Raw genomic sequence first — 20,132 nt, forward strand, 5'->3', positions numbered from 1 at the left:
GGCCTACCAGGGTTTCTTGTGGCGACGGGCCGTGGGCTGACGCGCGCAATCGAAGATTGCCGAGCTTAACCGGCTGTTTGAACGTTGCAATCCCAAAGGGGCTTTCTTTCAGGTCTGACACGGCTGGAATTGCATTGTCGTCAGGCTTTGATATTAGGCAGAGGCGGACATGAAGGGCGCTGGACATGGATCATTTCAATTATCAAAGCGGTGAGTTGTTTGCCGAGGATGTGCCGGTGGCCGAGATTGCGGCGGCCGTGGGCACGCCGTTTTATTGCTATTCCACCGCCACGCTGGAGCGGCATTTTCGCCTGTTTGACGAGGCCCTTGAGGGCATGCCGCATCTTGTGTGCTATGCGATGAAGGCGGCAAGCAACCAGGCGATCCTCAAGACGCTGGCGGCGCTTGGGGCCGGGATGGATGTGGTGTCGGGCGGCGAATATGCCCGCGCGCGCGCCGCCGGTGTGCCGGGCGAGCGGATCGTGTTTTCCGGTGTCGGCAAGACCCGCGACGAGATGCGCATGGCGCTCACGGGCGGCATTCGCCAGTTCAACGTGGAAAGCGAGCCCGAGATGGTGGCACTTAATGCCGTGGCGCTTGAGCTTGGTGTCAAGGCGCCGATCACCATTCGCGTGAACCCGGATGTCGATGCCAAGACCCATGCCAAGATCGCCACCGGCAAGTCGGAGAACAAGTTTGGCATTCCGATTTCGCGCGCCCGTGCCGTTTACGCCGAGGCCGCCGCGATGCCGGGGCTTGAGGTGATCGGGATCGACGTGCATATCGGCAGCCAACTGACCGAGCTTGAGCCGTTCCGGCAGGCCTATGAGAAGGTGGCCGAATTGACCGAGACCCTGCGCGCCGACGGGCATGATATCCGGCGGCTTGATCTCGGTGGTGGCCTTGGCATTCCTTATACCCGGAGCAACGATGCGCCGCCCTTGCCGACGGATTATGGCCGGTTGATCAAGGAAACGCTGGGCCATCTTGGCTGTGAGATTGAGATCGAGCCGGGGCGCCTTGTGGTGGGCAATGCCGGCATTCTGGTCAGCGGTGTGATCTATGTGAAATCCGGCGAGGGGCGCGATTTTCTGATCCTCGATGCGGCGATGAACGATCTTATCCGCCCGGCGATGTATGACGCGCATCACGATATCGTCCCGGTGGTCGAACCGGCACCCGGCGTCGAGCAGGTGCCTTATGACGTGGTCGGCCCGGTCTGCGAATCGGGCGATACCTTTGCCAAGGGGCGGATGATGCCGCCGGTCAAAGATGGTGATCTTGTGGCGTTTCGCAGCGCCGGCGCTTACGGCGCGGTGATGTCGAGCGAGTATAATACGCGGCCTCTGATCCCCGAGGTTCTGGTGAATGGGCGTGAATTTGCCGTGATCCGCGCAAGACCAACCTTTGACGAGATCATAAATCGAGATACCATTCCCGAATGGCTGTGACGCGATTGGCGCGTCGGGACGAGGAATGGTGCGGCGCATGGCAAAGACGCAAAACCCCCTGACGCCGGTTCTGGCCCGGTTGCGACGGCCCCTTAGCCTGACGTGGGCGGGGCTGATCGCAGAGCGGCTCGTGCGGGCATTCTGGCCGGTCTGGAGCCTTTTGGCGGCGGGCGCGGCGATGCTTATGCTTGGCCTTCAGGACATGGCGCCGGTCGAGGTGGTCTGGTCGGCTCTCATGCTGGGCGGGCTTGCGGTGCTGGCGTTTGCACTGCAGGGCGCGCGGCGGTTTCGCTTTCCGCGCCGGAGCGAGGCGCTTGCGCGACTGGATGAGGCCCTGCCGGGGCGACCCTTGGCGGCACTGGCGGATGAACAGGCGATTGGCGCCACCGATCCGGGATCGCAAGCCCTGTGGCGTGCGCATCTTGCGCGGATGGCGGTGCGTGCCGCAGAGGCGAAAGCGGTCGAACCCGATCTGAAACTGTCCCGGCAAGACCCGTTTGGTTTGCGTTACATCGCCCTTCTGGGGCTGGTGGTGGCGCTTTTGTTCGGCTCGGTCTGGCGCGCGGGATCGGTGGCGCAGATGGTGCCGGGCGGCGGCAATGGCGCGGCGCTTGCCAGCGGCCCCACGTGGGAGGGTTGGGTTGAGCCGCCCGCCTATACCGGCCTGCCGAGCCTTTATCTCAACGATCAGGACGAGACCCTGCGCGCGCCGGTTGGCAGCCGCATCACGCTAAGATTTTATGGCGAGGTCGGCGCGCTGAGCCTTGCCGAAACGGTGTCACAGCGGACCGAAAATATCGGTGCGGCAACCGATGCGGAGCACCGCTTTGAGCTGCGCCAGAGCGGCGAAATGCGGATTGATGGTCCGGGCGGTCGCGCGTGGCAGGTCGAGGCAACGCCGGATATGGCGCCGATGGTGAGCCTGTCGCAAGAGGGCGCAAAGACCGCCTTTGACGGGCAGATGAGCCAGCCGTTTCAGGCCAGCGATGATTACGGCGTGACCGGCGGCCGCGCGGTTTTTGCGCTTGATCTGGCGCAGGTTGATCGCCGCTATGGCCTTGCCGTCGCGCCGGAACCGCGCGCGCCGATCGAGCTTGATCTGCCGATGCCGATTGCAGGCGACCGGGCCGAGTTTGGCGAAACCCTGATCGAGAACCTGTCAGAGCATCCTTGGGCGCATTTGCCGGTGGTGCTTGATGTGCGGGTCGAGGATGCGATTGGCCAGCAGGGCATGGCCGAACCGATGCAGATGACACTTCCGGCGCGGCGGTTTTTCAATCCGCTTGCTGCGGCGGTGATCGAACAGCGCCGTGATCTTCTGTGGTCGCGCGAAAACGCGCCCCGCGTGGCGCAGGTGTTGCGCGCGGTATCCTACAAGCCGGGGCCAAGCCTGTTTCGCTCCGAGGCGGCCTATCTGCGGATGCGGGTGATCCTGCGGCGGCTAGAGGTGATGACGGCGAGCGATGGTCTTGACGGCGATGAGCGCGACGAGATTGCACAGGCGCTCTGGGATCTGGGCGTGTTGCTTGAGGATGGCGATGTCGGTGACGCGCTGGAGCGGATGCGCGCGGCGCAGGAACGCCTGAGCGAGGCGATGAAGAACGACGCCAGCGAAGAGGAAATCGCCCGCCTGATGCAGGAATTGCGCGATGCCACGCAGGATTATCTTCGTCAGAAGATGCAGCAGGCACAGCGCGAAAACCCCGAACAGGGTGATCAGCAGAGCGCCGAGAACACCATGCAGATGACCCAGCAGGATCTGCAGGACATGATGGACCGCATCCAGGAATTGATGGAACAGGGCCGCATGGCCGAGGCGCAGCAGGCGCTGGAAGAGTTCCAGCAGATGATGGAAAACATGCAGGTCACCCAGGGCCAGACTGGCCAGTCGCCGGGGCAAGAGGCGATGGAGGGGCTGGCCGATACGCTGCGCGAGCAGCAGGGCCTGTCGGATCAGGCGTTCCGCGATTTGCAGGAACAGTTCAACCCCGGTGCCCAATCGGGTCAGTCGCAGGGCAATGAGGGCCGCAATGGCGGGCAAGGCCGCGGCCAGAGCCATGACGGCCAGCAAGGCCAGGGCGGCGGCGAAGGCGGCGAACAACCCGGCCAGCAGGGCGAAGGCCAACAGGATCAGGCCGACGAACAGGATCAGGCCGGATCGCTGGCCGAGCGGCAAGAGGCGCTGCGTCAGGAATTGGAGCGCCAGAGCCAGGGCCTGCCACAGCTTGGTGGCGAGGCCGGAGATGCCGCGCGTGAGGCGCTTGGGCGCGCCGGTCGCGCCATGGAAGGTGCCGAAGAGGCGCTGCGCAATGACGATCTTGCCGATGCCATCGACAATCAGGCCGAGGCGATGGATGCGCTGCGCGAGGGCATGCGCAACATGGACGAGGCGATGGCCGAACAGCGAAATCCTGGCGGGCAGGGCGAAGCCTTTGGCGAGGCGGGCAAGCAGCAGTCCGACCCCTTGGGGCGCAACCCCGGTCAGGGCCGTCAGGCGGGCACGCAGGATGATCTGTTGCAGGGCGAGGATGTCTATCGGCGCGCCCGCGAATTGCTTGACGAAATTCGCCGCCGCTCTGGCGAGGGCGCGCGACCCGATGTCGAGCTAGAGTACCTCAAGCGGCTGCTGGAGCGGTTCTAGCGCCGCGCGATTACCGCAAGCCGGGCGCCAAAACGAAAACGGCCGCGCAATGATATGCGCGGCCGATGTCTTTTGCGATCTCGGGGTTTACTGAGTGGCGGTGTCGACGATGGAGCGCCAGCTTTCTTCGTTGGCAGCGATCCAATCGGCAGCCACATCGGCCACCGGGCGGCCATCACGCTCGACTTCGACCATCAGCGCCTGCTGTTGCCCGTTGGTCATCTGATAGGCTTCGAGGATCTTGTAGGCGGCCGGCCATGTCCGCTTGAAGTCCTTGACGACGGCCTTGATCACCTCGGTGCTGACGAAATCACAATCGCCAACCTCGTTCGGGTTCTCGCCCCATGCCGGGTTCTCATGGCACTCGGCCTCGCCTGCGGGCATTTCGACAAAGCGCAGGTCATAAGCGGCAACGGCCCAATGCGGGCTCCAGAATGTCGCCAGAATCGGCGTTTCGTTTTTGCTGGCGTTGACCAGAGCATCGACAAGCGCCTCTTCCGAGGCTGCAGGAGTGGCGGTAAAGGGCAAATCGAACGCCGTCATCAAATCGGCGCCGGGGCCTTCCCAATCTTCGGGGTAGTCGAGCAATTCCGCCGCGCCATTGGTGGCAAAGGCATCGGCGCAGTTGCGCAGCGCGTCCCAATTGGGCAGGCCGGGGCATTTTGCCTCCATGTGGGCGGGATAGGCCAGACCCTCTTTCGGGGCAATGCCAAGGTCGCCGATCTCGACGATATCCTTCGAGCGCACGTAATCGGTAAAGCGGATCACCGCGGTGGCGCGCCAGATTTCAAGCGCGCCGTCGACATTTTCCTTGATCATTTCGCGGAACATCGCGTCGTATTCGACCGGAACATATTCAACTTTGTAGCCAGCGGCCTCAAGCATATCTCCTGCGATATGGGTGGTGATCTGTTGCCCGGTCCAATCGTTGATCGCCAGTTTGATCGCCGAATCGGTATCGCCCAATTCAACCGCAAAGGCGGGCAGGGCAAACCCGGTGAGGGCAATCGCGAGACAGGTGGATTTCATTATAAACTCCTTAGTGAATATCTTCCGACGATAATTGTCGGCGTTTTAATTGGTCTGATCGGGCAACGTTGTTCAGAGTAAACGTTTTGTGAGTAATGTGTTTGCGCAGCCCGATTCCCGCCAAAGGATAGCACGTCCAACGGCGGGTGCATCCTTTTTAGCTGTCGATTTCAAGTCGTTGAAGGGTAATACCCTTCGCAATCCCCGGATTATCCGCCGCTGGCAGGGGCGCCCATATCCGAGAGCCATCCGGTGACAGAGCCGATCAGATCATTCAGCCCAAGCCGGAGCCCATTCACCGCAGTGACAAAAGCATCGAGCGGCGCCTCGGCGGCGGGGAGCATCGCGGCGATCTGCGGGGCGAAGGCATATGCTAGAGTGCCAAGCACAAAAAGCAGCAATGAGAGCCGGAAACCGGTGCGAAACCCGCTGCGCCGCTTGGGCAGGGGGAGGCCATCCGGCATCGGGGCGGCCGTCGGTTCATCGTGATCATTGACCGAGGTAAGCGACGAATTGATTTCCTCGATATCGGGCAAAAGATTGCGCCGCGACGAGGGGTCAATGTCGGGGTGATCATCGGTCTCGTCCGAGGTCACGCCATCGGGGGCGGGGGCCTCGCCGCGCAAGCGTTCCATCCGGGCGCGGGCCTGTTGGCTGCGCTCGTCCGGGGCCGTGGGGGGCTCTGTCAGGCCAAGGTCGGGCTGTGTTTCAAGGCCACCCGCGCTTTCGCTGGCGCGGACCTGTTGTTCATGCGCGGCCTCTTGGCGCAGGATATCGGCGACACCGGGATCAACCGAGCGGCGGGTTGGCGGCGGCGGGGCCTCGGCGGCCTCTTCGCTCTCGGCGCTCGGCTCATCCTCGTCGGGCGCGTCTTGGTCTGGCCCGTCTTGGCCCGACTCGACTTGGCCCGACTCCTCTTGGTCTCGTTCATTGGCGGCGGTGACGGGCTCTTCGGGTGTTGGTTCTTGCTCGGCGGCGGGCTCTGAGCGCGCGGGTGCGGTCTCGGGCTTTTCCCACTCGCGCGGCGCATCCTGTTCATCATCGTCGGAGGGCGCGCCGCTCTTCAGATGGTTCTGAAACCATGTGTCACCACAATTGGAACATTGCACATCCCGTCCACCTGTCGGGATGACCTCATCGGGAACTTCGTATTGCGCCCCGCAATTCGGACAAATCAGCCGCATTTTGCCACCTGTATCCTGCCGCCGTTAACCGGCTCCTATCATTATCCTATACCATAGGCTGTTCTTCGCCTTGGGAAAAGAGCAAAGGAATTCACCGCAAGGATCATTGCACATATGTGACCTCTGAGGCATTTAGGGGCTGTATGCATGAAGGGGACGGCCGTGATCGAGCTTGAAAACGTGGCCTATAGCTATGGCGGGGGTGAATTGCTTAGCGATCTGTCGCTAAGTCTGAGCCCCGGATCGTTTCACTTTCTGACCGGGCCGTCGGGCGCCGGTAAAACCACGCTGTTAAAGCTGTGCTACGGCGCGCTTGTACCGACCTCTGGGCAGGTGCGGCTTTTCGGGCAGGACCGGCGCACGATGGAGCGCGACGATATCGCCATGGCGCGGCGACGGATCGGAGTGGTGCACCAGGATTGCAAGTTTCTCGATCACCTGAGCGTGTCAGACAATATCGCCCTGCCCTTGATGGTCTCGGGGCGTGATCTGTTGAACGAGGGGGCAAACCTCAAGGAACTTACCGGCTGGGTTGGCCTGCGCGAACGCGCCGGGGCCCTGCCGCCGGAATTGTCGGGCGGTGAACGCCAGCGGGCCGCTCTTGCGCGCGCGGTGATCATGTCGCCGGACGTGGTGCTGGCCGACGAGCCAACCGGCAATGTCGATTGGGAAATGTCGCAGCGCCTGTTGCGCCTGTTGATCGAGCTGAACCACATGGGCAAGACCATCATGATCGCCACCCATGACCTTGCGCTGATCCGGGCGGCCAAAAGCCAGGTTCAGGCGCGGGTCTTGCGGATTGCCTCGCGGCGTTTGCATTTGGCGGGGGCTGATCTGTGAAGATTGAGCTGTCGCCCGTGACCGAATTCCTGCTGGCCGATGCTCAGGCTGACCGGGTGGTTCCGCCGACCGGCTTTACCGCCTGGCTGACCCTGTTCAGCGCGGCGGCAATGGGGTTTCTGGCGGTTTTCGCTCTGGCGCTGTCGCTGGCCACCGGGCGGCTTGCGGATCGGTGGGGAAATGAGCTTGCGCGCAGCTCGACCATCCGGATTTCCGCGCCCGAGGGGCAGATGGCCGCACAGACCGAGGCCGCGCTCCGCCTGCTTGAGACCACTGCCGGCGTGGCCAGTGCGCGCGCGCTCAGTTCCGAGGAAGAGGCCGCGCTTTTGGCGCCCTGGTTCGGGCCGGACCTTCCGATTGACACGCTCCCGATCCCGCAGCTTATCGAGGTGGTCGAGGAGGGGGCCGGGTTTGACGCCGAGGGCCTGCGCCTGCGGCTTGCGGCCGAGGTGCCCGGTGCGGTTTTGGATGATCACACCCGCTGGCGGCGCCCGCTGGTGCGCGCGGCCGAACGTCTTCGCCTTCTTGGCTGGCTGTCGCTTGTGCTGATCGGTGCGGCGGTGGCGGCGATGATCACGCTTGCGGCCAATGCGGCGCTTGCGGCCAATAGTCAGTTGATCGGCGTGCTGCGCCTTGTGGGCGCGCGCGACACCTTCATTGCCCGCGCCTTTGTGCGCCGCTTTACCCTGCGCGCACTTGGTGGCGCGGCGCTTGGGGTGGTGCTTGGCTGTCTGGCGGTTCTTATCTTGCCCGGCGCCGAGGCCGAGGGCGGGTTCCTCACCGGGCTTGGGTTTCAGGGCTGGCATTGGCTCTGGCCGCTTGTGATCCCGCCACTGGCGGCGATGGTGGCGTTTTTCGCCACCCGAATGGCGGCCCATAAAACGCTAAAGGATATGCCATGAGATATGCGGTGCAATGGCTGCGGTCGCTGGTTTTTGTCGGGCAGATGTATGTGATGCTGCCGGTGATCGGGCTTCTGTACATGCCCGGTGCCATTGTTAGCCGCAAGGGTGCGGTGCGGGGCTGTAAGGCCTATTGTCTCTGGGTGCGCTGGACCGCGCGCTGGATGATTGGCTTGCGCACCGAAGTGCGCGGCACGCCGCCCGAGGGGCAGGTTCTTATTGCCTCCAAGCATCAGTCGTTTCTCGATATCCTGCTGATCTACGCCGAGCTTCCGGCGGGGCGCTTTATCATGAAGCGCGAAATCCTCTGGACGCCGGTGGTCGGGCTTTACGGCATGCGGATCGGCTGTGTTGCGGTCAATCGCGGCAAACGTGGGGCGGCGATCAAGAAGATGGCTCAGGATGTGGCGCGCGGCGCTCAAAAGCCCGGACAGTTGATCATTTACGCCCAGGGCACCCGCGTCGCCCCCGGTGTGAAGGCGCCCTACAAGATTGGCGTCGGCGTGCTTTATGAACAGATGGGCGTCACCTGCGTGCCTGCGGCGACCAATGTCGGGGTGTTCTGGCCAAAGCGCGGGATTTACCGCAAGCCGGGCGTGGCCGTGGTCGAGTTTCTAGAGCCGATTGATGCGGGCCTTGGCAAAGAAGCCTTTATGGCGCGTCTTGAGGAGGAGGTTGAAACCGCCTCTGATGCGTTGTTGCAGGAGGCGGGATTTCCGGTTGATCGACGCACCTGAGACCGGGGGCGGCATCCGGCGATTCCACTACGCCGTTTTCTCTATCATTTGAGCGACCTGCCGCGCAGGTGAAAGGCGGCAGACCCGAGGTCAGCCACCCTTTTTTGTGGCGAGATTACTGCCTGCGGCAAGGGCGCGTTGCCCGCCGCCGTTACGCGTGGATGGCCCCGTCGCCGCAAGCCAGGGCCGCTTCGCGCACGGCCTCGGAATAGGTCGGGTGGGCGTGGCAGGTGAGGGCCAGATCCTGCGCGCTTGCGCCGAATTCCATAGCAACGCAGATCTCGTGGATCAGGTCACCCGCAGCAGGCCCGATGATATGCGCCCCCAAAATGCGATCGGTTTCCTTGTCCGCCAGGATTTTCACAAAGCCGTCTCCGGCAAAGACAGCCTTGGCGCGACCATTGCCCATGAACGAGAATTTGCCGACCTTATAGGCGCGACCGGCCTCTTTCAGGGTCTGTTCGGTCTCGCCGACATTGGCGACCTCGGGGTGGGTGTAGATCACGCCGGGGATGACGCCATAGTTGACGTGGCCATGTTTGCCCGCCAGAACCTCGGCGCAGGCCATGCCTTCGTCCTCGGCCTTATGGGCCAGCATCGGGCCGGTGATCGCGTCGCCGATGGCATAGATGCCCTTGACGCTTGTCTGCCAGTGGTCGTCGGTCTTGATCTGGCCGCGATCGGTCATCTCGACGCCAAGATCGGCAAGGCCAAGCCCGTCGGTATAGGGTTTGCGCCCGGTGGCCAGAAGCACGATATCGGCGTCGATGGTTTCTTCCTTGCCGGTCTTGCGCAGCTTGTAGGTGACCTTGGCCTTGGTCTTGAGCGTCTCGACCGATTGCACGGCGGCGCCCATGACAAAGTTTAGCCCTTGCTTTTTCAGCATGCGCTGGAAGGTTTTCTGTACTTCGGCGTCCATGCCGGGGGTGATCGCGTCAAGGTATTCGACCACCGTGACCTGCGCGCCGAGGCGGGCATAGACCGAACCCATTTCTAGGCCGATCACGCCGGCACCGATCACCACCAGAGATTTCGGAATTTTGCCAAGCTCAAGCGCGCCGGTCGAGGTGACGACGATTTTCTCATCAACCTCGACACCGGGCAGGGACGAGGGCACGGAGCCGGAGGCGATGATGATGTTCTTGGCCTCGTGCACGTCGTCGCCGACCTTGACGCGGCCCGCTTCAGGGATCGAGCCCCAGCCCTTGAGCCAGTCGATCTTGTTCTTCTTGAACAGGAATTCGATGCCCTTGGTGTTCTGGCCGATGACGTCATCCTTGTAGGAGAGCATCTGTTTCCAGTCGACCGAGGGGGATTTGCCCTTGAGGCCCATGGCGGCAAAGTTGTGCTCGGCCTCGTGCAGCATATGGCTGGCGTGGAGCAGGGCCTTGGAGGGGATGCAGCCGACGTTGAGGCAGGTGCCACCAAGGGTGTCGCGGCCCTCGACCACGGCGGTTTTCAGGCCCAGTTGCGCACAGCGGATGGCGGCGACATAGCCGCCGGGGCCTGCGCCGATGATGATCACGTCATAGTTTGCCATTGGGTATCCTTTTCGTTGCAGGAGTCGTTGGGGGCGCTGCCCCTCTGGCCCGTTCCGGGCCATTCACCCCGGAGTATTTTGGCCAAGAAGAAGATCATAAGAGCGCGGCCAGAAGCATCAGTGTGGTCGCGAAGAACCCCACGGCCCAGATCAGCGAGCGCCAGGGGTGCAGGCCAAGGTAATAGGCCGGGATATAGAGGATGCGGGCGCCGAGATAGGTGAAGGCACAGGCGGCAGTGAAGGGGCTGGAGCCGTTCGAGAGGGTGATCACCCCGCAGGCGATGGTGAAGAGGGTCAGCCCTTCGAAGTGGTTGTTGAGCGCGCGTTGCAGGCGCGCGGTCTTGACCGAGAGCTCCCGCGAGGGCGCGCGGTCGCGCGCGGAGCTGGTATAGCCGGGGCCAAGTTCAAGGTTCGCGGGAATCGCGAAGAGGATGAACTGGACCACTTGCAGCAGCGCGGCGAGAGTGAGGGCGGTGAGTTCGGGTGTCATGTGCGGATATGCGGTCGGTCGCCACCCACCCTGCGCGCAAAGCTGCACGCAGGGTGGGTGCAACCCACCATTCCCTTAGAGGTCCATCAGCAACCGGCGCGGATCTTCGAGCGCGTCTTTGACGCGCACGAGGAAGGTCACGGCGCCTTTGCCGTCGACGATGCGGTGGTCATAGCTGAGCGCGAGATACATCATCGGGCGGATCACCACCTGGCCGTTGATTGCCATCGGGCGGTCCTGGATCTTGTGCATGCCGAGGATACCGGATTGCGGCGGGTTCAGGATCGGCGAGGACATCAGCGAGCCGTAGACGCCACCGTTCGAGATGGTGAAGGTGCCACCCTGCATTTCGGCCATCGAAAGCTTGCCATCACGGGCGCGGGCGCCTTTCTCAGAAATGGCCTTTTCGATATCGGCAAAGCTCATCTGGTCGGCGTCGCGGATCACCGGCACCACAAGACCGGTTGGCGTGCCGGCGGCGATGCCCATGTGGACGAAGTTCTTATAGACCACATCGGTGCCGTCGATTTCGGCGTTCACCTCAGGGACCTCACGCAGGGCGTGACAGCAGGCCTTGGTGAAGAACGACATGAAGCCAAGTTTGACGCCGTGTTTCTTGTAAAACTCGTCCTTGTATTCGTTGCGCAGGGTCATCACCCCGGTCATGTCCACCTCATTATAGGTGGTGAGCATGGCGGCGGTGTTCTGGCTTTCCTTGAGGCGGCGCGCGATGGTCTGGCGCAGGCGGGTCATTTTCACGCGTTCCTCGCGCGAAGCGTCCTCGGCCGGCGAGGGCGCGCGCGGTGCGGCGGCCGCGGGGGCCGGGGCAGAGGAGGGAGCGCTTGCGGCTTTTGCGACGTCTTCTTTCATGATGCGGCCGTCGCGGCCGGTGCCGGTGACCTGATCGCGGCTGATGCTGGCTTCGGCCATCGCCTTTTTGGCCGACGGCGCGTCTTCGACGTCACGGCCCGCAGGAGGCGTGGTGTATTGTTCGCCACCAGAGCTTTTGGTGGGTTCGCTGACCTGTGCCTTTTGTTCGGCGCCCTCGCCCGAGGACAGCAGGGCAAGCTTGCCGCCGGCCTGAACGGTGTCGCCCTCATTGGCGAGGATTTCGGTCAGGACGCCGGCGGCGGGGGCGGGCACTTCGACCGAGACCTTGTCGGTTTCCAGCTCGCAGAGCATCTCATCGGCCTCGACGCTATCACCGACCTTCTTGAACCAGGTCGAAACGGTGGCCTCGGAGACGGATTCGCCAAGGGTGGGCACCATCACATCAACGCTTGCACCGCCAGAGGCGGGGGCGCTTGACGCGGGCTTCTCGGCTTTCTCGGCCTTTGAGGGCGCGCTTTTGGCCTCGCCTTCGGTGATCGTCGCCAAAAGCGCGTCGACGCCGACGGTCTCGCCCTCTTTCGCGACGATCTCGCCCATGGTGCCGGCGGCGGGGGCGGGCACTTCGACGGTGACCTTGTCGGTTTCCAGCTCGCAGAGCATTTCATCTGCGGCGACAGGATCGCCGGGTTTCTTGAACCAGGTGGCCACGGTGGCCTCGGTCACGGATTCGCCAAGCGTGGGGACGCGGACTTCGGTTGTCATGGGTTATTTCCCTTCGATGGTCAGCGCGGCATCGACCAGCGCTTCTTGTTGTTCTTTATGCATTTTTGCGAGGCCCGTGGCCGGCGAAGCGGCGGCCGGGCGACCGGCATAGGCGGGGCGAGAGTGCTTGGCCTTGATCCGGGTCAGCACCCATTCGATATTGGGCTCGATAAACGACCAGGCGCCCTGGTTCTTGGGCTCTTCCTGGCACCAGACCATTTCGGCGCCCTTGAAACGTTCGAGTTCCTTGACCAGCGACATTGCAGGGAACGGATAAAACTGTTCGATGCGCATCAGGTAGACATCGTCTATGCCGCGTGCGTCGCGCTCTTCCAGAAGGTCGAAGTAGACCTTGCCCGAGCACATGACGACGCGCTTGATCTTTTTGTCGGCCACAAGCTTGGTCTCGGAATTTCCGTATTGCGCATCATCCCACAGAACCCGGTGAAAGCTTGACCCGGTGGTGAATTCCTCGGTCTTGCTGACGGCCATCTTGTGACGCAAAAGCGATTTCGGCGTCATCATGATAAGCGGCTTGCGGAAGGTGCGGTGCATCTGGCGGCGCAGGATGTGGAAATAGTTTGCCGGCGTGGTGCAATTGGCCACGATCCAGTTGTCGCCGCCGCACATGGTCAGGAACCGCTCAAGACGCGCCGAAGAGTGTTCGGGCCCTTGCCCTTCATAGCCATGCGGCAAGAGGCAGACGAGGCCGGACATGCGCAGCCATTTGCTCTCGCCGGACGAGATGAACTGATCGAACATGATCTGGGCGCCGTTGGCGAAATCGCCAAACTGCGCCTCCCAGAGGGTCAGGGCGTTCGGCTCGGCAAGGCTATAGCCATATTCAAAGCCCAGCACGGCGTATTCCGACAGCATCGAGTCGATGACTTCGTATTGCGCCTGCCCCTCGCGGATATTGTTGAGCGGATAGTAACGCTCTTCGTTGTCCTGATTGATCAGGCCGGAATGGCGCTGGCTAAAGGTGCCGCGGGTGCAATCCTGGCCCGAAAGACGCACGGGGAAGCCTTCGGTCATCAGCGAGCCAAAGGCCAATGCCTCGGCGGTGGCCCAGTCAAACCCGACGCCCGTCTCAAACATCTTGGCCTTGGCGTCAAGCAGGCGTTCCACGGTTTTGTGCAGCGGAAAGTCGTTGGGAGCGGTGCTTAGCGCGCGACCGACCTCGGCCATGGTTTCGGGCGAAATAGAGGTTTCGCCGCGCTCGTATTTGCCGCGATGGGCGGCAAGATCGGACCATTTCCCGTCAAGCCAGTCAGCCTTGTTGGGGCGGTATTCCTTGCCTGCCTCGAATTCATCCGCGAGATGGGATTGAAAGGCGGTCTTCATATCTTCGATCTCGCCCTCGGGGATCAGGCCGTCTTTCACAAGCCGCTCTGTATAAAGCGAAAGAGTTGTCTTTTGCTTTTTGATCTTCTTGTACATCACCGGGTTGGTGAACATCGGCTCGTCGCCTTCGTTATGGCCAAAGCGGCGATAACAGATCAGGTCGATCACGACGTCCTTGTGGAACTTCTGGCGGAATTCGGTGGCGACGCGGGCGGCGTGAACGCAGGCCTCGGGATCATCGCCGTTGACGTGGAAAATCGGCGCCTCGACCATCAGCGCGATATCGGTGGGATAGGGCGATGAGCGCGAGAAATGCGGCGCGGTGGTAAAGCCGATCTGGTTGTTGACGACCACATGCATGGTGCCGCCGGTCTTGTGCCCCTTGAGACCCGACAGGCCAAAGCCCTCGGCGATGACGCCCTGGCCGGCAAAGGCCGCATCACCGTGCAGCAGGATCGGCAGCACACGTGTGCGGTCGGTATCGCCAAGCTGATCCTGCTTGGCGCGGACCTTGCCAAGAACGACGGGGTTTACCGCCTCAAGGTGGCTTGGGTTCGCGGTCAGCGACAGGTGAACCTTGTTGCCGTCGAATTCACGGTCGCTTGACGCACCGAGGTGGTATTTCACATCGCCCGAGCCGTCGACCTCTTCGGGCTTGAAGCTGCCGCCCTGGAATTCGTTGAAAATCGCGCGATAGGGTTTGCTCATCACGTTGGCGAGCACCGACAGGCGGCCCCGGTGGGGCATGCCGATCACGATGTCGCGCACGCCAAGCTGGCCGCCGCGCTTGATGATCTGCTCCATCGCGGGAATAAGGCTTTCGCCGCCATCCAGACCAAAGCGCTTGGTGCCCATGTATTTGACGTGCAGGTATTTCTCGAACCCTTCGGCCTCGACCAGCTTGTTGAGGATCGCCTTGCGGCCCTCGCGGGTAAAGGTGATTTCCTTGTCATACCCCTCGATCCGCTCTTTGAGCCAGGCGGCTTGTTCGGGGTCAGAGATATGCATGTATTGAAGCGCGAAGGTGCCGCAATAGGTGCGCCGCACGATGGCAAGGATTTCGCGCATTGATGCGATCTGAAGGCCAAGCACGTTGTCGATAAAGATCGGGCGATCCATGTCGGTTTCGGTGAAGCCGTAGGATTTGGGGTCAAGCTCTGGGCGGGTCGACTGTTCGCGCAGGCCGAGCGGATCAAGATCGGCGGCGAGATGGCCACGGATGCGATAGGCGCGGATCAGCATGAGGGCGCGCACAGAATCAAGCACGGCGCGTTTGACGTCTTCATCGGTAAGCTTGATGCCCTTTTCACCGGCTTTGGCGGCGATCTTCTTGCCGGCATCCTTGGCCTCTGGTGCGGCGGGATATTCGCCGGTCAGCGCGCTGGTCAGGTCGTCGTTGGGCACAGGCGGCCAATCGGCACGCGCCCATGACGGGCCAGCGGCCTCGGCCCGGACATCATCCTCACCGTCGCCCAATTGGTCGAAAAACGTCTTCCACGCCTCATCGACCGCATTCGGGTCATTGGCATAGCGCGCGTAAAGCTGTTCGAGATATTCGGCATTATGCCCCTGCATGAAGCTTGAGGCATGGAACTGGTCGTTGGAGGATTGATCGGTCATCTCTGGTTCTCCCTGAAGGCGCGCGCCCGGATGTGGTAGGGCGCGCCCCGGTCATGATGCCGGGACGCGCCGAAGGGTCTTAGCCAATCGCCTCAAGCACGGCTTCGCCGAGACCTGCGGGGCTTTCGGCGACGACGATACCGGCGGCTTTCATGGCCTCGATCTTGTCATCTGCGCCGCCTTTGCCGCCCGCCACGATGGCACCGGCATGGCCCATGCGACGGCCCGGAGGAGCGGTGCGGCCAGCGATGAAACCAGCGGTCGGTTTCCAGCGGCCGCGCTTTTTCTCGTCAGCGAGGAACTGTGCGGCTTCTTCTTCGGCGGAGCCGCCGATTTCGCCGATCATGATGATCGACTGGGTCTCGTCATCGGCCAGGAACCATTCAAGCACGTCGATATGCTCGGTGCCCTTGATCGGGTCGCCGCCGATGCCGACGCAGGTCGATTGGCCAAGGCCCACATCGGTGGTCTGTTTGACCGCCTCATAGGTCAGCGTGCCCGAGCGCGACACAACACCGACGCTGCCGCGTTTGTGGATGTGGCCGGGCATGATGCCGATCTTGCAGGCGTCAGGCGTGATGATACCGGGGCAGTTGGGCCCGATCAGGCGGCTTTTGCTGCCTTCCAGCGCGCGCTTGACGCGCATCATGTCAAGCACCGGGATGCCTTCGGTGATGCAAACGATAAGCTCCATTTCGGCGTCGATCGCCTCGAGGATCGAATCGGCGGCAAAGGGCGGCGGCACGTAGATAACAGAGGCGTTGGCCTCGGTCACATGCTTGGCCTCATGGACCGAGTTGAAGACCGGCAGGTCAAGATGGGTGCTGCCACCCTTGCCGGGGGTCACGCCGCCGACCATCTTGGTGCCATAGGCGATCGCCTGTTCGGAGTGGAATGTGCCCTGCGAGCCGGTGAGGCCCTGACAGATCACCTTGGTGTTTTCGTTTACGAGGACTGCCATTTTGGCGTTCTCCTTAAATAATTCGTGGGGAAGGTGCGCCATGAATGCGCACCCTACGGGATCAGCCTTTGACGGCTTTCACGATCTTCTGGGCGCCATCCTTGAGGTCATCGGCGGCAATCACGTCGAGGCCAGAGGTCGAAATGATCTCTTTGCCTTTTTCGACGTTGGTGCCTTCGAGACGTACCACCAGCGGCACCTTGAGGCCCACTTCTTTCACCGCGGCAATCACGCCCTCGGCGATCACGTCACAGCGCATGATGCCACCGAAGATGTTGACCAGGATGCCTTTGACCTGCGGATCAGAGGTGATGATCTTGAACGCCTCGGTGACCTTTTCCTTGGTCGCGCCACCCCCCACATCAAGGAAGTTGGCCGGCTCGGCCCCGTAAAGCTTGATGATGTCCATGGTCGCCATCGCAAGACCGGCACCATTCACCATGCAACCGATTTCGCCATCGAGGGCGATATAGTTGAGGTCGTATTTGGAGGCCTCAAGTTCCTTGGGGTCCTCTTCGGTGGTGTCGCGCAGTTCGGCGATGTCGGCATGGCGATAGGTCGCGTTGCCATCAAAGCTTACCTTGGCATCAAGCACCTTGAGATCGCCCTTGTCGGTCACGATCAGCGGGTTGATTTCCAGCATCTCCATGTCTTTTTCGACGAAGGCCTTGTAGAGCATGCCCATCAGCGCGACGCACTGTTTGATCTGTGCGCCGGTCAGGCCAAGGTTGAAGGCGATGCGGCGGCCGTGAAAGGCCTGATAGCCGGTCGCGGGATCAACGCTAAAGCTGAGGATCTTTTCGGGGGTCGCCTCGGCGACTTCCTCGATGTCCATGCCGCCCTCGGTCGAGCAGACGAAGGACACGCGGCTTGTGACGCGATCAACCAGAAGCGCGAGGTACATCTCGGTCTCGATGCCCGAGCCGTCTTCGATGTAGATGCGGTTGACCTGCTTGCCGGCGGGGCCGGTCTGTTTGGTCACAAGGGTGCGGCCGAGCATGCGCTTGGCTTCTTCGGCGGCTTCCTCGACGGATTTGGCAAGGCGCACACCGCCTGCTTCGCCGGCGCCGGCCTCTTTGAATTTACCTTTGCCACGGCCACCTGCGTGGATCTGGGCTTTGACAACCCAAAGCGGGCCGTCAAGGGCGCCTGCGGCGGTTTTGGCTTCTTCTGCGCGCAGAACCACGCGGCCGTCCGACACCGGGGCGCCGTAAGAGCGAAGCAGTGCTTTCGCCTGATACTCATGGATATTCATGAAATTGTCCCGTTTTGCTACGATTGGAACAGGTATAGGCATATATTTAAGGGCGTATTAAACGGTTTCTTCCGAATTGCAGCTTTTTCGGCAATTTTTCCGGATTTGTGATCACAGGATTAAAACGTGTGATCACAAATCCGGATTGGACCGACCGCAGAGGCCAAAAAGAATCGGGGCCGGATGTGATCCGGCCCCGTTCGATACTGTGGTTTATGGCGATCAGGCCAGCGAGGGGTCGATTTCCTTGCACGCCTTGACCAGACCTTTGACCGCATCAACCGATTTGTCGAACATTGCCTGCTCGTCTTTGTTCATGTTGATGTCGATAACTTTTTCGATGCCGCCCGCACCGATCACGGTGGGAACGCCAACGTAAAAGCCGTTCAGGCCAAAGGCACCGTCCACATAGGCGGCACAGGGCAGAACGCGCTTTTGGTCTTTCAGATAGGCCTCGGCCATTTCAATGGCACTGGTCGCCGGGGCGTAGAACGCCGAACCGGTTTTCAGCAGGCCAACGATCTCTGCGCCGCCATCGCGGGTGCGCTGAATGATGGCATCCAGCTTGTCCTGTGTGGTCCAGCCCATATCGACCAGATCCGGCAGCGGAATGCCACCAACGGTCGAATAGCGCGCCAGCGGCACCATGGTGTCGCCATGCCCACCAAGCACAAAGGCGGTGACATCGCGCATCGACACGCCGAATTCCAGCGAGAGGAAGTGACGGAAGCGTGCGCTGTCCAGAACACCGGCCATGCCGCAGACTTTCTCATGCGGCAGACCCGAGAATTCGCGCAGCGCCCAGACCATCGCATCAAGCGGGTTGGTGATGCAGATGACGAATGCGTTCGGCGCGTGGGCGGCAATGCCTTCGCCAACCGATTTCATGACCTTGAGGTTGATCCCCAGAAGGTCATCGCGGCTCATGCCCGGCTTGCGGGCGACACCGGCGGTGACGATGCAGACATCGGCGCCTGCGATATCGGCGTAGGATTGGGTGCCGCTGAGGGTTGCGTCGAACCCTTCCGAGGGGCCGGATTCGGCGATGTCGAGCGCTTTGCCTTCGGGGGTGCCTTCGGCAATGTCGAACAGAACGATATCGCCCAGTTCTTTAAGCGCGGCGAGATGGGCGAGGGTGCCGCCGATCTGTCCGGCGCCAATAAGCGCAATCTTGGGTCTGGCCATCGGATGTATCTCCAGTCGGTTGAAAAGTTGCGCTTGGGCCTAGTCCTATTTTCTGTCGCTGGCAAGGGTGCTGCAACGCGGCAAAAAGGGATGTCCGGGGTGTCGCACCGGCCTCCGGGTGGCTAAAGTGTTTGTGGCAGAGGGATTTACGGGATGCAGACCATGGGGCTTGAAGTCTTTGCGATTGGTGTCTTTGCGGCGCTTTTCGCGGGTATTTCCAAGGGTGGATTCGGCTCTGGTGCGGCGTTTGCGGGGGCGGCGATTCTGGCGATCGTGATTTCGCCCGGCGTAGCGCTCGGGCTCATGCTGCCAATCCTGATGTTGATTGATCTGGCCAGTTTGCGCGCCTACTGGCGGCAATGGAGCGGTCGCGATGCGGCGCTGCTTGTGGTCGGTGGGCTGCCGGGGGTCGCGCTTGGGGTGGTTCTGCTTCAACGCACCGATGCGGATGTGTTGCGGCTGTTGATCGGGGGAATCGCGATTGGCTTCGTGCTCTGGCAGCTTGCCATGCGGGCCGGTCTCCGGCGCCGCTCAACAAGGCCGATGCCGGTTTGGGGCGGGGCGCTGGCCGGGATGGTCGCCGGATTCACCAGCTTTGTCAGCCATGCCGGCGGGCCACCGGCCGCCGTGTACCTCTTGTCGCGCGGTCTTGACAAAACCCGCTATCAGGCGACGACGGTGCTTGTCTTCTGGGCGCTCAACATGGCCAAGGCGGTGCCCTATGCGATGCTGGGCCTGTTCACCCGCGACACGCTGCTGTTTGCTCTGGCGCTGGCGCCCTTCGCGCTTTTGGGGGCCTGGATCGGCGTGCGCGCGCACCGGCGGGTGCCGGAGCGCGTGTTTTTCGCCATCACCTATATCCTGCTGGTCGTGACCGGGGTCAAACTTGTCTGGGACGGTCTAAGCTAGGCGTCATTGCCAAGGGCGGGCAGGCTCTCTGCCATCGCCTCGAAGGCCTGACCGCTGGCGACAAGGCAGGTGATGCCATTGGTGCCGGTCACGGTGATCGTCCAACTGCCGGATTTGTCCGAGGCGAAGACCTCGATCACGGCATTATTGGCGCCAAGCCCCATGGATTGCCGGGTTTCTCCGTAAGAACTTGCCAGCCGTTCGACAACGGCGTCACGCGGGGCACAGTTCGCGGCTTGCGCAAGCGCCGGGCCGGTCAACAGCATCAGGGCCGCAGTGGCGCCTGTCAGCAATCGTTTGATCATCGTCATAGCCTTTCCTGTGGTGTGGTCCCTGCCGTCACAGCTGAAGGATGCCGACTCAGGCGTGAAAAGATGGTTAATGGAGCGCACCGAGGCCTTTTACGGGGTGAAAAGTGATCAATTGCTGCAATGCGGCGATAAAGTGCTTG

The 20,132-nt window shown here is 62.0% G+C and carries 16 protein-coding genes; 6 read left to right on the forward strand and 10 right to left on the reverse strand.

The annotated features are described in order from the left end of the window. The first annotated feature begins 185 nt into the window (after positions 1 to 185). Together lysA and ROG8370_RS04810 are read left to right on the forward strand one after the other, a co-directional pair. A complete protein-coding gene (gene lysA, locus ROG8370_RS04805) occupies positions 186 to 1,451 on the forward strand; it encodes a diaminopimelate decarboxylase (protein ID WP_085825937.1) in 1,266 nt (421 codons plus the stop codon). Positions 1,452 to 1,488: 37 nt separating this feature from the next. Next, positions 1,489 to 4,092 (forward strand): TIGR02302 family protein, encoded by a 2,604-nt coding sequence (locus ROG8370_RS04810; protein ID WP_085825998.1) that lies wholly within the window; start codon positions 1,489 to 1,491, stop codon positions 4,090 to 4,092. Positions 4,093 to 4,179: 87 nt separating this feature from the next. Here the strand turns inward: ROG8370_RS04810 and ROG8370_RS04815 are convergent, their stop codons facing one another. Next, complete coding sequence (locus ROG8370_RS04815; RefSeq protein ID WP_085825938.1) at positions 4,180 to 5,121, reverse strand: ABC transporter substrate-binding protein; 942 nt, start codon at positions 5,119 to 5,121, stop codon at positions 4,180 to 4,182. Between the two features lie 209 nt (positions 5,122 to 5,330). Continuing rightward, positions 5,331 to 6,305, reverse strand: coding sequence for a zinc-ribbon domain-containing protein (locus tag ROG8370_RS04820; protein WP_085825939.1), 975 nt, complete (start codon positions 6,303 to 6,305; stop codon positions 5,331 to 5,333). Positions 6,306 to 6,467: 162 nt separating this feature from the next. Here ROG8370_RS04820 and ROG8370_RS04825 point away from each other — a divergent pair, with 162 nt between their 5' ends. The 3 genes from ROG8370_RS04825 to ROG8370_RS04835 are packed head-to-tail and all read left to right on the forward strand — an operon-like array spanning position 6,468 to position 8,784. After that, entirely contained in the window at positions 6,468 to 7,145 is a 678-nt protein-coding gene (locus tag ROG8370_RS04825; RefSeq protein WP_085825999.1) for a cell division ATP-binding protein FtsE, read from the forward strand. Then, a complete protein-coding gene (locus tag ROG8370_RS04830; protein WP_085825940.1) occupies positions 7,142 to 8,047 on the forward strand; it encodes a cell division protein FtsX in 906 nt (301 codons plus the stop codon). Before ROG8370_RS04825 ends, ROG8370_RS04830 begins: the two co-directional genes overlap by 4 nt. Then, the gene (locus ROG8370_RS04835; RefSeq protein WP_085825941.1) at positions 8,044 to 8,784 is read left to right on the forward strand and encodes a lysophospholipid acyltransferase family protein; all 741 of its coding nucleotides are present in this window, start codon (positions 8,044 to 8,046) and stop codon (positions 8,782 to 8,784) included. Before ROG8370_RS04830 ends, ROG8370_RS04835 begins: the two co-directional genes overlap by 4 nt. Positions 8,785 to 8,935: 151 nt before the next feature. Here ROG8370_RS04835 and lpdA read toward each other — a convergent pair whose 3' ends face one another. The 7 genes from lpdA to mdh form a co-directional block, all read right to left on the reverse strand. Continuing rightward, positions 8,936 to 10,324: a dihydrolipoyl dehydrogenase gene (gene lpdA, locus ROG8370_RS04840; RefSeq protein WP_085825942.1), complete on the reverse strand. Its 1,389-nt coding sequence runs from the start codon at positions 10,322 to 10,324 to the stop codon at positions 8,936 to 8,938. A 94-nt stretch (positions 10,325 to 10,418) separates the two neighbouring features. Then, positions 10,419 to 10,814 carry an MAPEG family protein gene (locus ROG8370_RS04845; RefSeq protein WP_085825943.1) on the reverse strand — a complete coding sequence of 132 codons (396 nt, stop codon included), beginning with the start codon at positions 10,812 to 10,814 and terminating at the stop codon, positions 10,419 to 10,421. A 75-nt stretch (positions 10,815 to 10,889) separates the two neighbouring features. After that, positions 10,890 to 12,407: a 2-oxoglutarate dehydrogenase complex dihydrolipoyllysine-residue succinyltransferase gene (odhB, locus tag ROG8370_RS04850; RefSeq protein WP_085825944.1), complete on the reverse strand. Its 1,518-nt coding sequence runs from the start codon at positions 12,405 to 12,407 to the stop codon at positions 10,890 to 10,892. Between the two features lie 3 nt (positions 12,408 to 12,410). Further along, a complete protein-coding gene (locus ROG8370_RS04855) occupies positions 12,411 to 15,371 on the reverse strand; it encodes a 2-oxoglutarate dehydrogenase E1 component (RefSeq protein WP_085825945.1) in 2,961 nt (986 codons plus the stop codon). A gap of 79 nt (positions 15,372 to 15,450) precedes the next feature. Next, positions 15,451 to 16,332, reverse strand: a complete 882-nt coding sequence (sucD, locus tag ROG8370_RS04860; RefSeq protein ID WP_085825946.1) for a succinate--CoA ligase subunit alpha — start codon at positions 16,330 to 16,332, stop codon at positions 15,451 to 15,453. Between the two features lie 61 nt (positions 16,333 to 16,393). Beyond that, a complete protein-coding gene (sucC, locus tag ROG8370_RS04865) occupies positions 16,394 to 17,587 on the reverse strand; it encodes an ADP-forming succinate--CoA ligase subunit beta (RefSeq protein WP_085825947.1) in 1,194 nt (397 codons plus the stop codon). Between the two features lie 222 nt (positions 17,588 to 17,809). After that, positions 17,810 to 18,772: a malate dehydrogenase gene (mdh, locus tag ROG8370_RS04870; protein ID WP_085825948.1), complete on the reverse strand. Its 963-nt coding sequence runs from the start codon at positions 18,770 to 18,772 to the stop codon at positions 17,810 to 17,812. A 153-nt stretch (positions 18,773 to 18,925) separates the two neighbouring features. Here mdh and ROG8370_RS04875 point away from each other — a divergent pair, with 153 nt between their 5' ends. Continuing rightward, positions 18,926 to 19,681 carry a sulfite exporter TauE/SafE family protein gene (locus ROG8370_RS04875; RefSeq protein WP_085825949.1) on the forward strand — a complete coding sequence of 252 codons (756 nt, stop codon included), beginning with the start codon at positions 18,926 to 18,928 and terminating at the stop codon, positions 19,679 to 19,681. On the opposite strand, the gene ROG8370_RS04880 is transcribed toward ROG8370_RS04875, so the two are convergent. Beyond that, positions 19,678 to 19,986, reverse strand: a complete 309-nt coding sequence (locus tag ROG8370_RS04880; protein ID WP_085825950.1) for a hypothetical protein — start codon at positions 19,984 to 19,986, stop codon at positions 19,678 to 19,680. The genes ROG8370_RS04875 and ROG8370_RS04880 overlap by 4 nt on opposite strands. Between the last annotated feature and the right edge of the window lie 146 nt (positions 19,987 to 20,132).

This window comes from Roseovarius gaetbuli (assembly GCF_900172365.1).
In the GTDB taxonomy this organism is placed as follows: domain Bacteria; phylum Pseudomonadota; class Alphaproteobacteria; order Rhodobacterales; family Rhodobacteraceae; genus Roseovarius; species Roseovarius gaetbuli.

Coding starts and splice junctions, on each gene's coding strand:
- lysA (WP_085825937.1), top strand. CDS start 186: ATGGATCATTTCAATTATCAAAGCGGTGAGTTGTTTGCCGAGGATGTG.
- ROG8370_RS04810 (WP_085825998.1), top strand. CDS start 1,489: ATGGCAAAGACGCAAAACCCCCTGACGCCGGTTCTGGCCCGGTTGCGA.
- ROG8370_RS04815 (WP_085825938.1), bottom strand. CDS start 5,121: ATGAAATCCACCTGTCTCGCGATTGCCCTCACCGGGTTTGCCCTGCCC.
- ROG8370_RS04820 (WP_085825939.1), bottom strand. CDS start 6,305: ATGCGGCTGATTTGTCCGAATTGCGGGGCGCAATACGAAGTTCCCGAT.
- ROG8370_RS04835 (WP_085825941.1), top strand. CDS start 8,044: ATGAGATATGCGGTGCAATGGCTGCGGTCGCTGGTTTTTGTCGGGCAG.
- lpdA (WP_085825942.1), bottom strand. CDS start 10,324: ATGGCAAACTATGACGTGATCATCATCGGCGCAGGCCCCGGCGGCTAT.
- ROG8370_RS04845 (WP_085825943.1), bottom strand. CDS start 10,814: ATGACACCCGAACTCACCGCCCTCACTCTCGCCGCGCTGCTGCAAGTG.
- odhB (WP_085825944.1), bottom strand. CDS start 12,407: ATGACAACCGAAGTCCGCGTCCCCACGCTTGGCGAATCCGTGACCGAG.
- ROG8370_RS04855 (WP_085825945.1), bottom strand. CDS start 15,371: ATGACCGATCAATCCTCCAACGACCAGTTCCATGCCTCAAGCTTCATG.
- sucD (WP_085825946.1), bottom strand. CDS start 16,332: ATGGCAGTCCTCGTAAACGAAAACACCAAGGTGATCTGTCAGGGCCTC.
- sucC (WP_085825947.1), bottom strand. CDS start 17,587: ATGAATATCCATGAGTATCAGGCGAAAGCACTGCTTCGCTCTTACGGC.
- mdh (WP_085825948.1), bottom strand. CDS start 18,772: ATGGCCAGACCCAAGATTGCGCTTATTGGCGCCGGACAGATCGGCGGC.
- ROG8370_RS04875 (WP_085825949.1), top strand. CDS start 18,926: ATGCAGACCATGGGGCTTGAAGTCTTTGCGATTGGTGTCTTTGCGGCG.
- ROG8370_RS04880 (WP_085825950.1), bottom strand. CDS start 19,986: ATGATCAAACGATTGCTGACAGGCGCCACTGCGGCCCTGATGCTGTTG.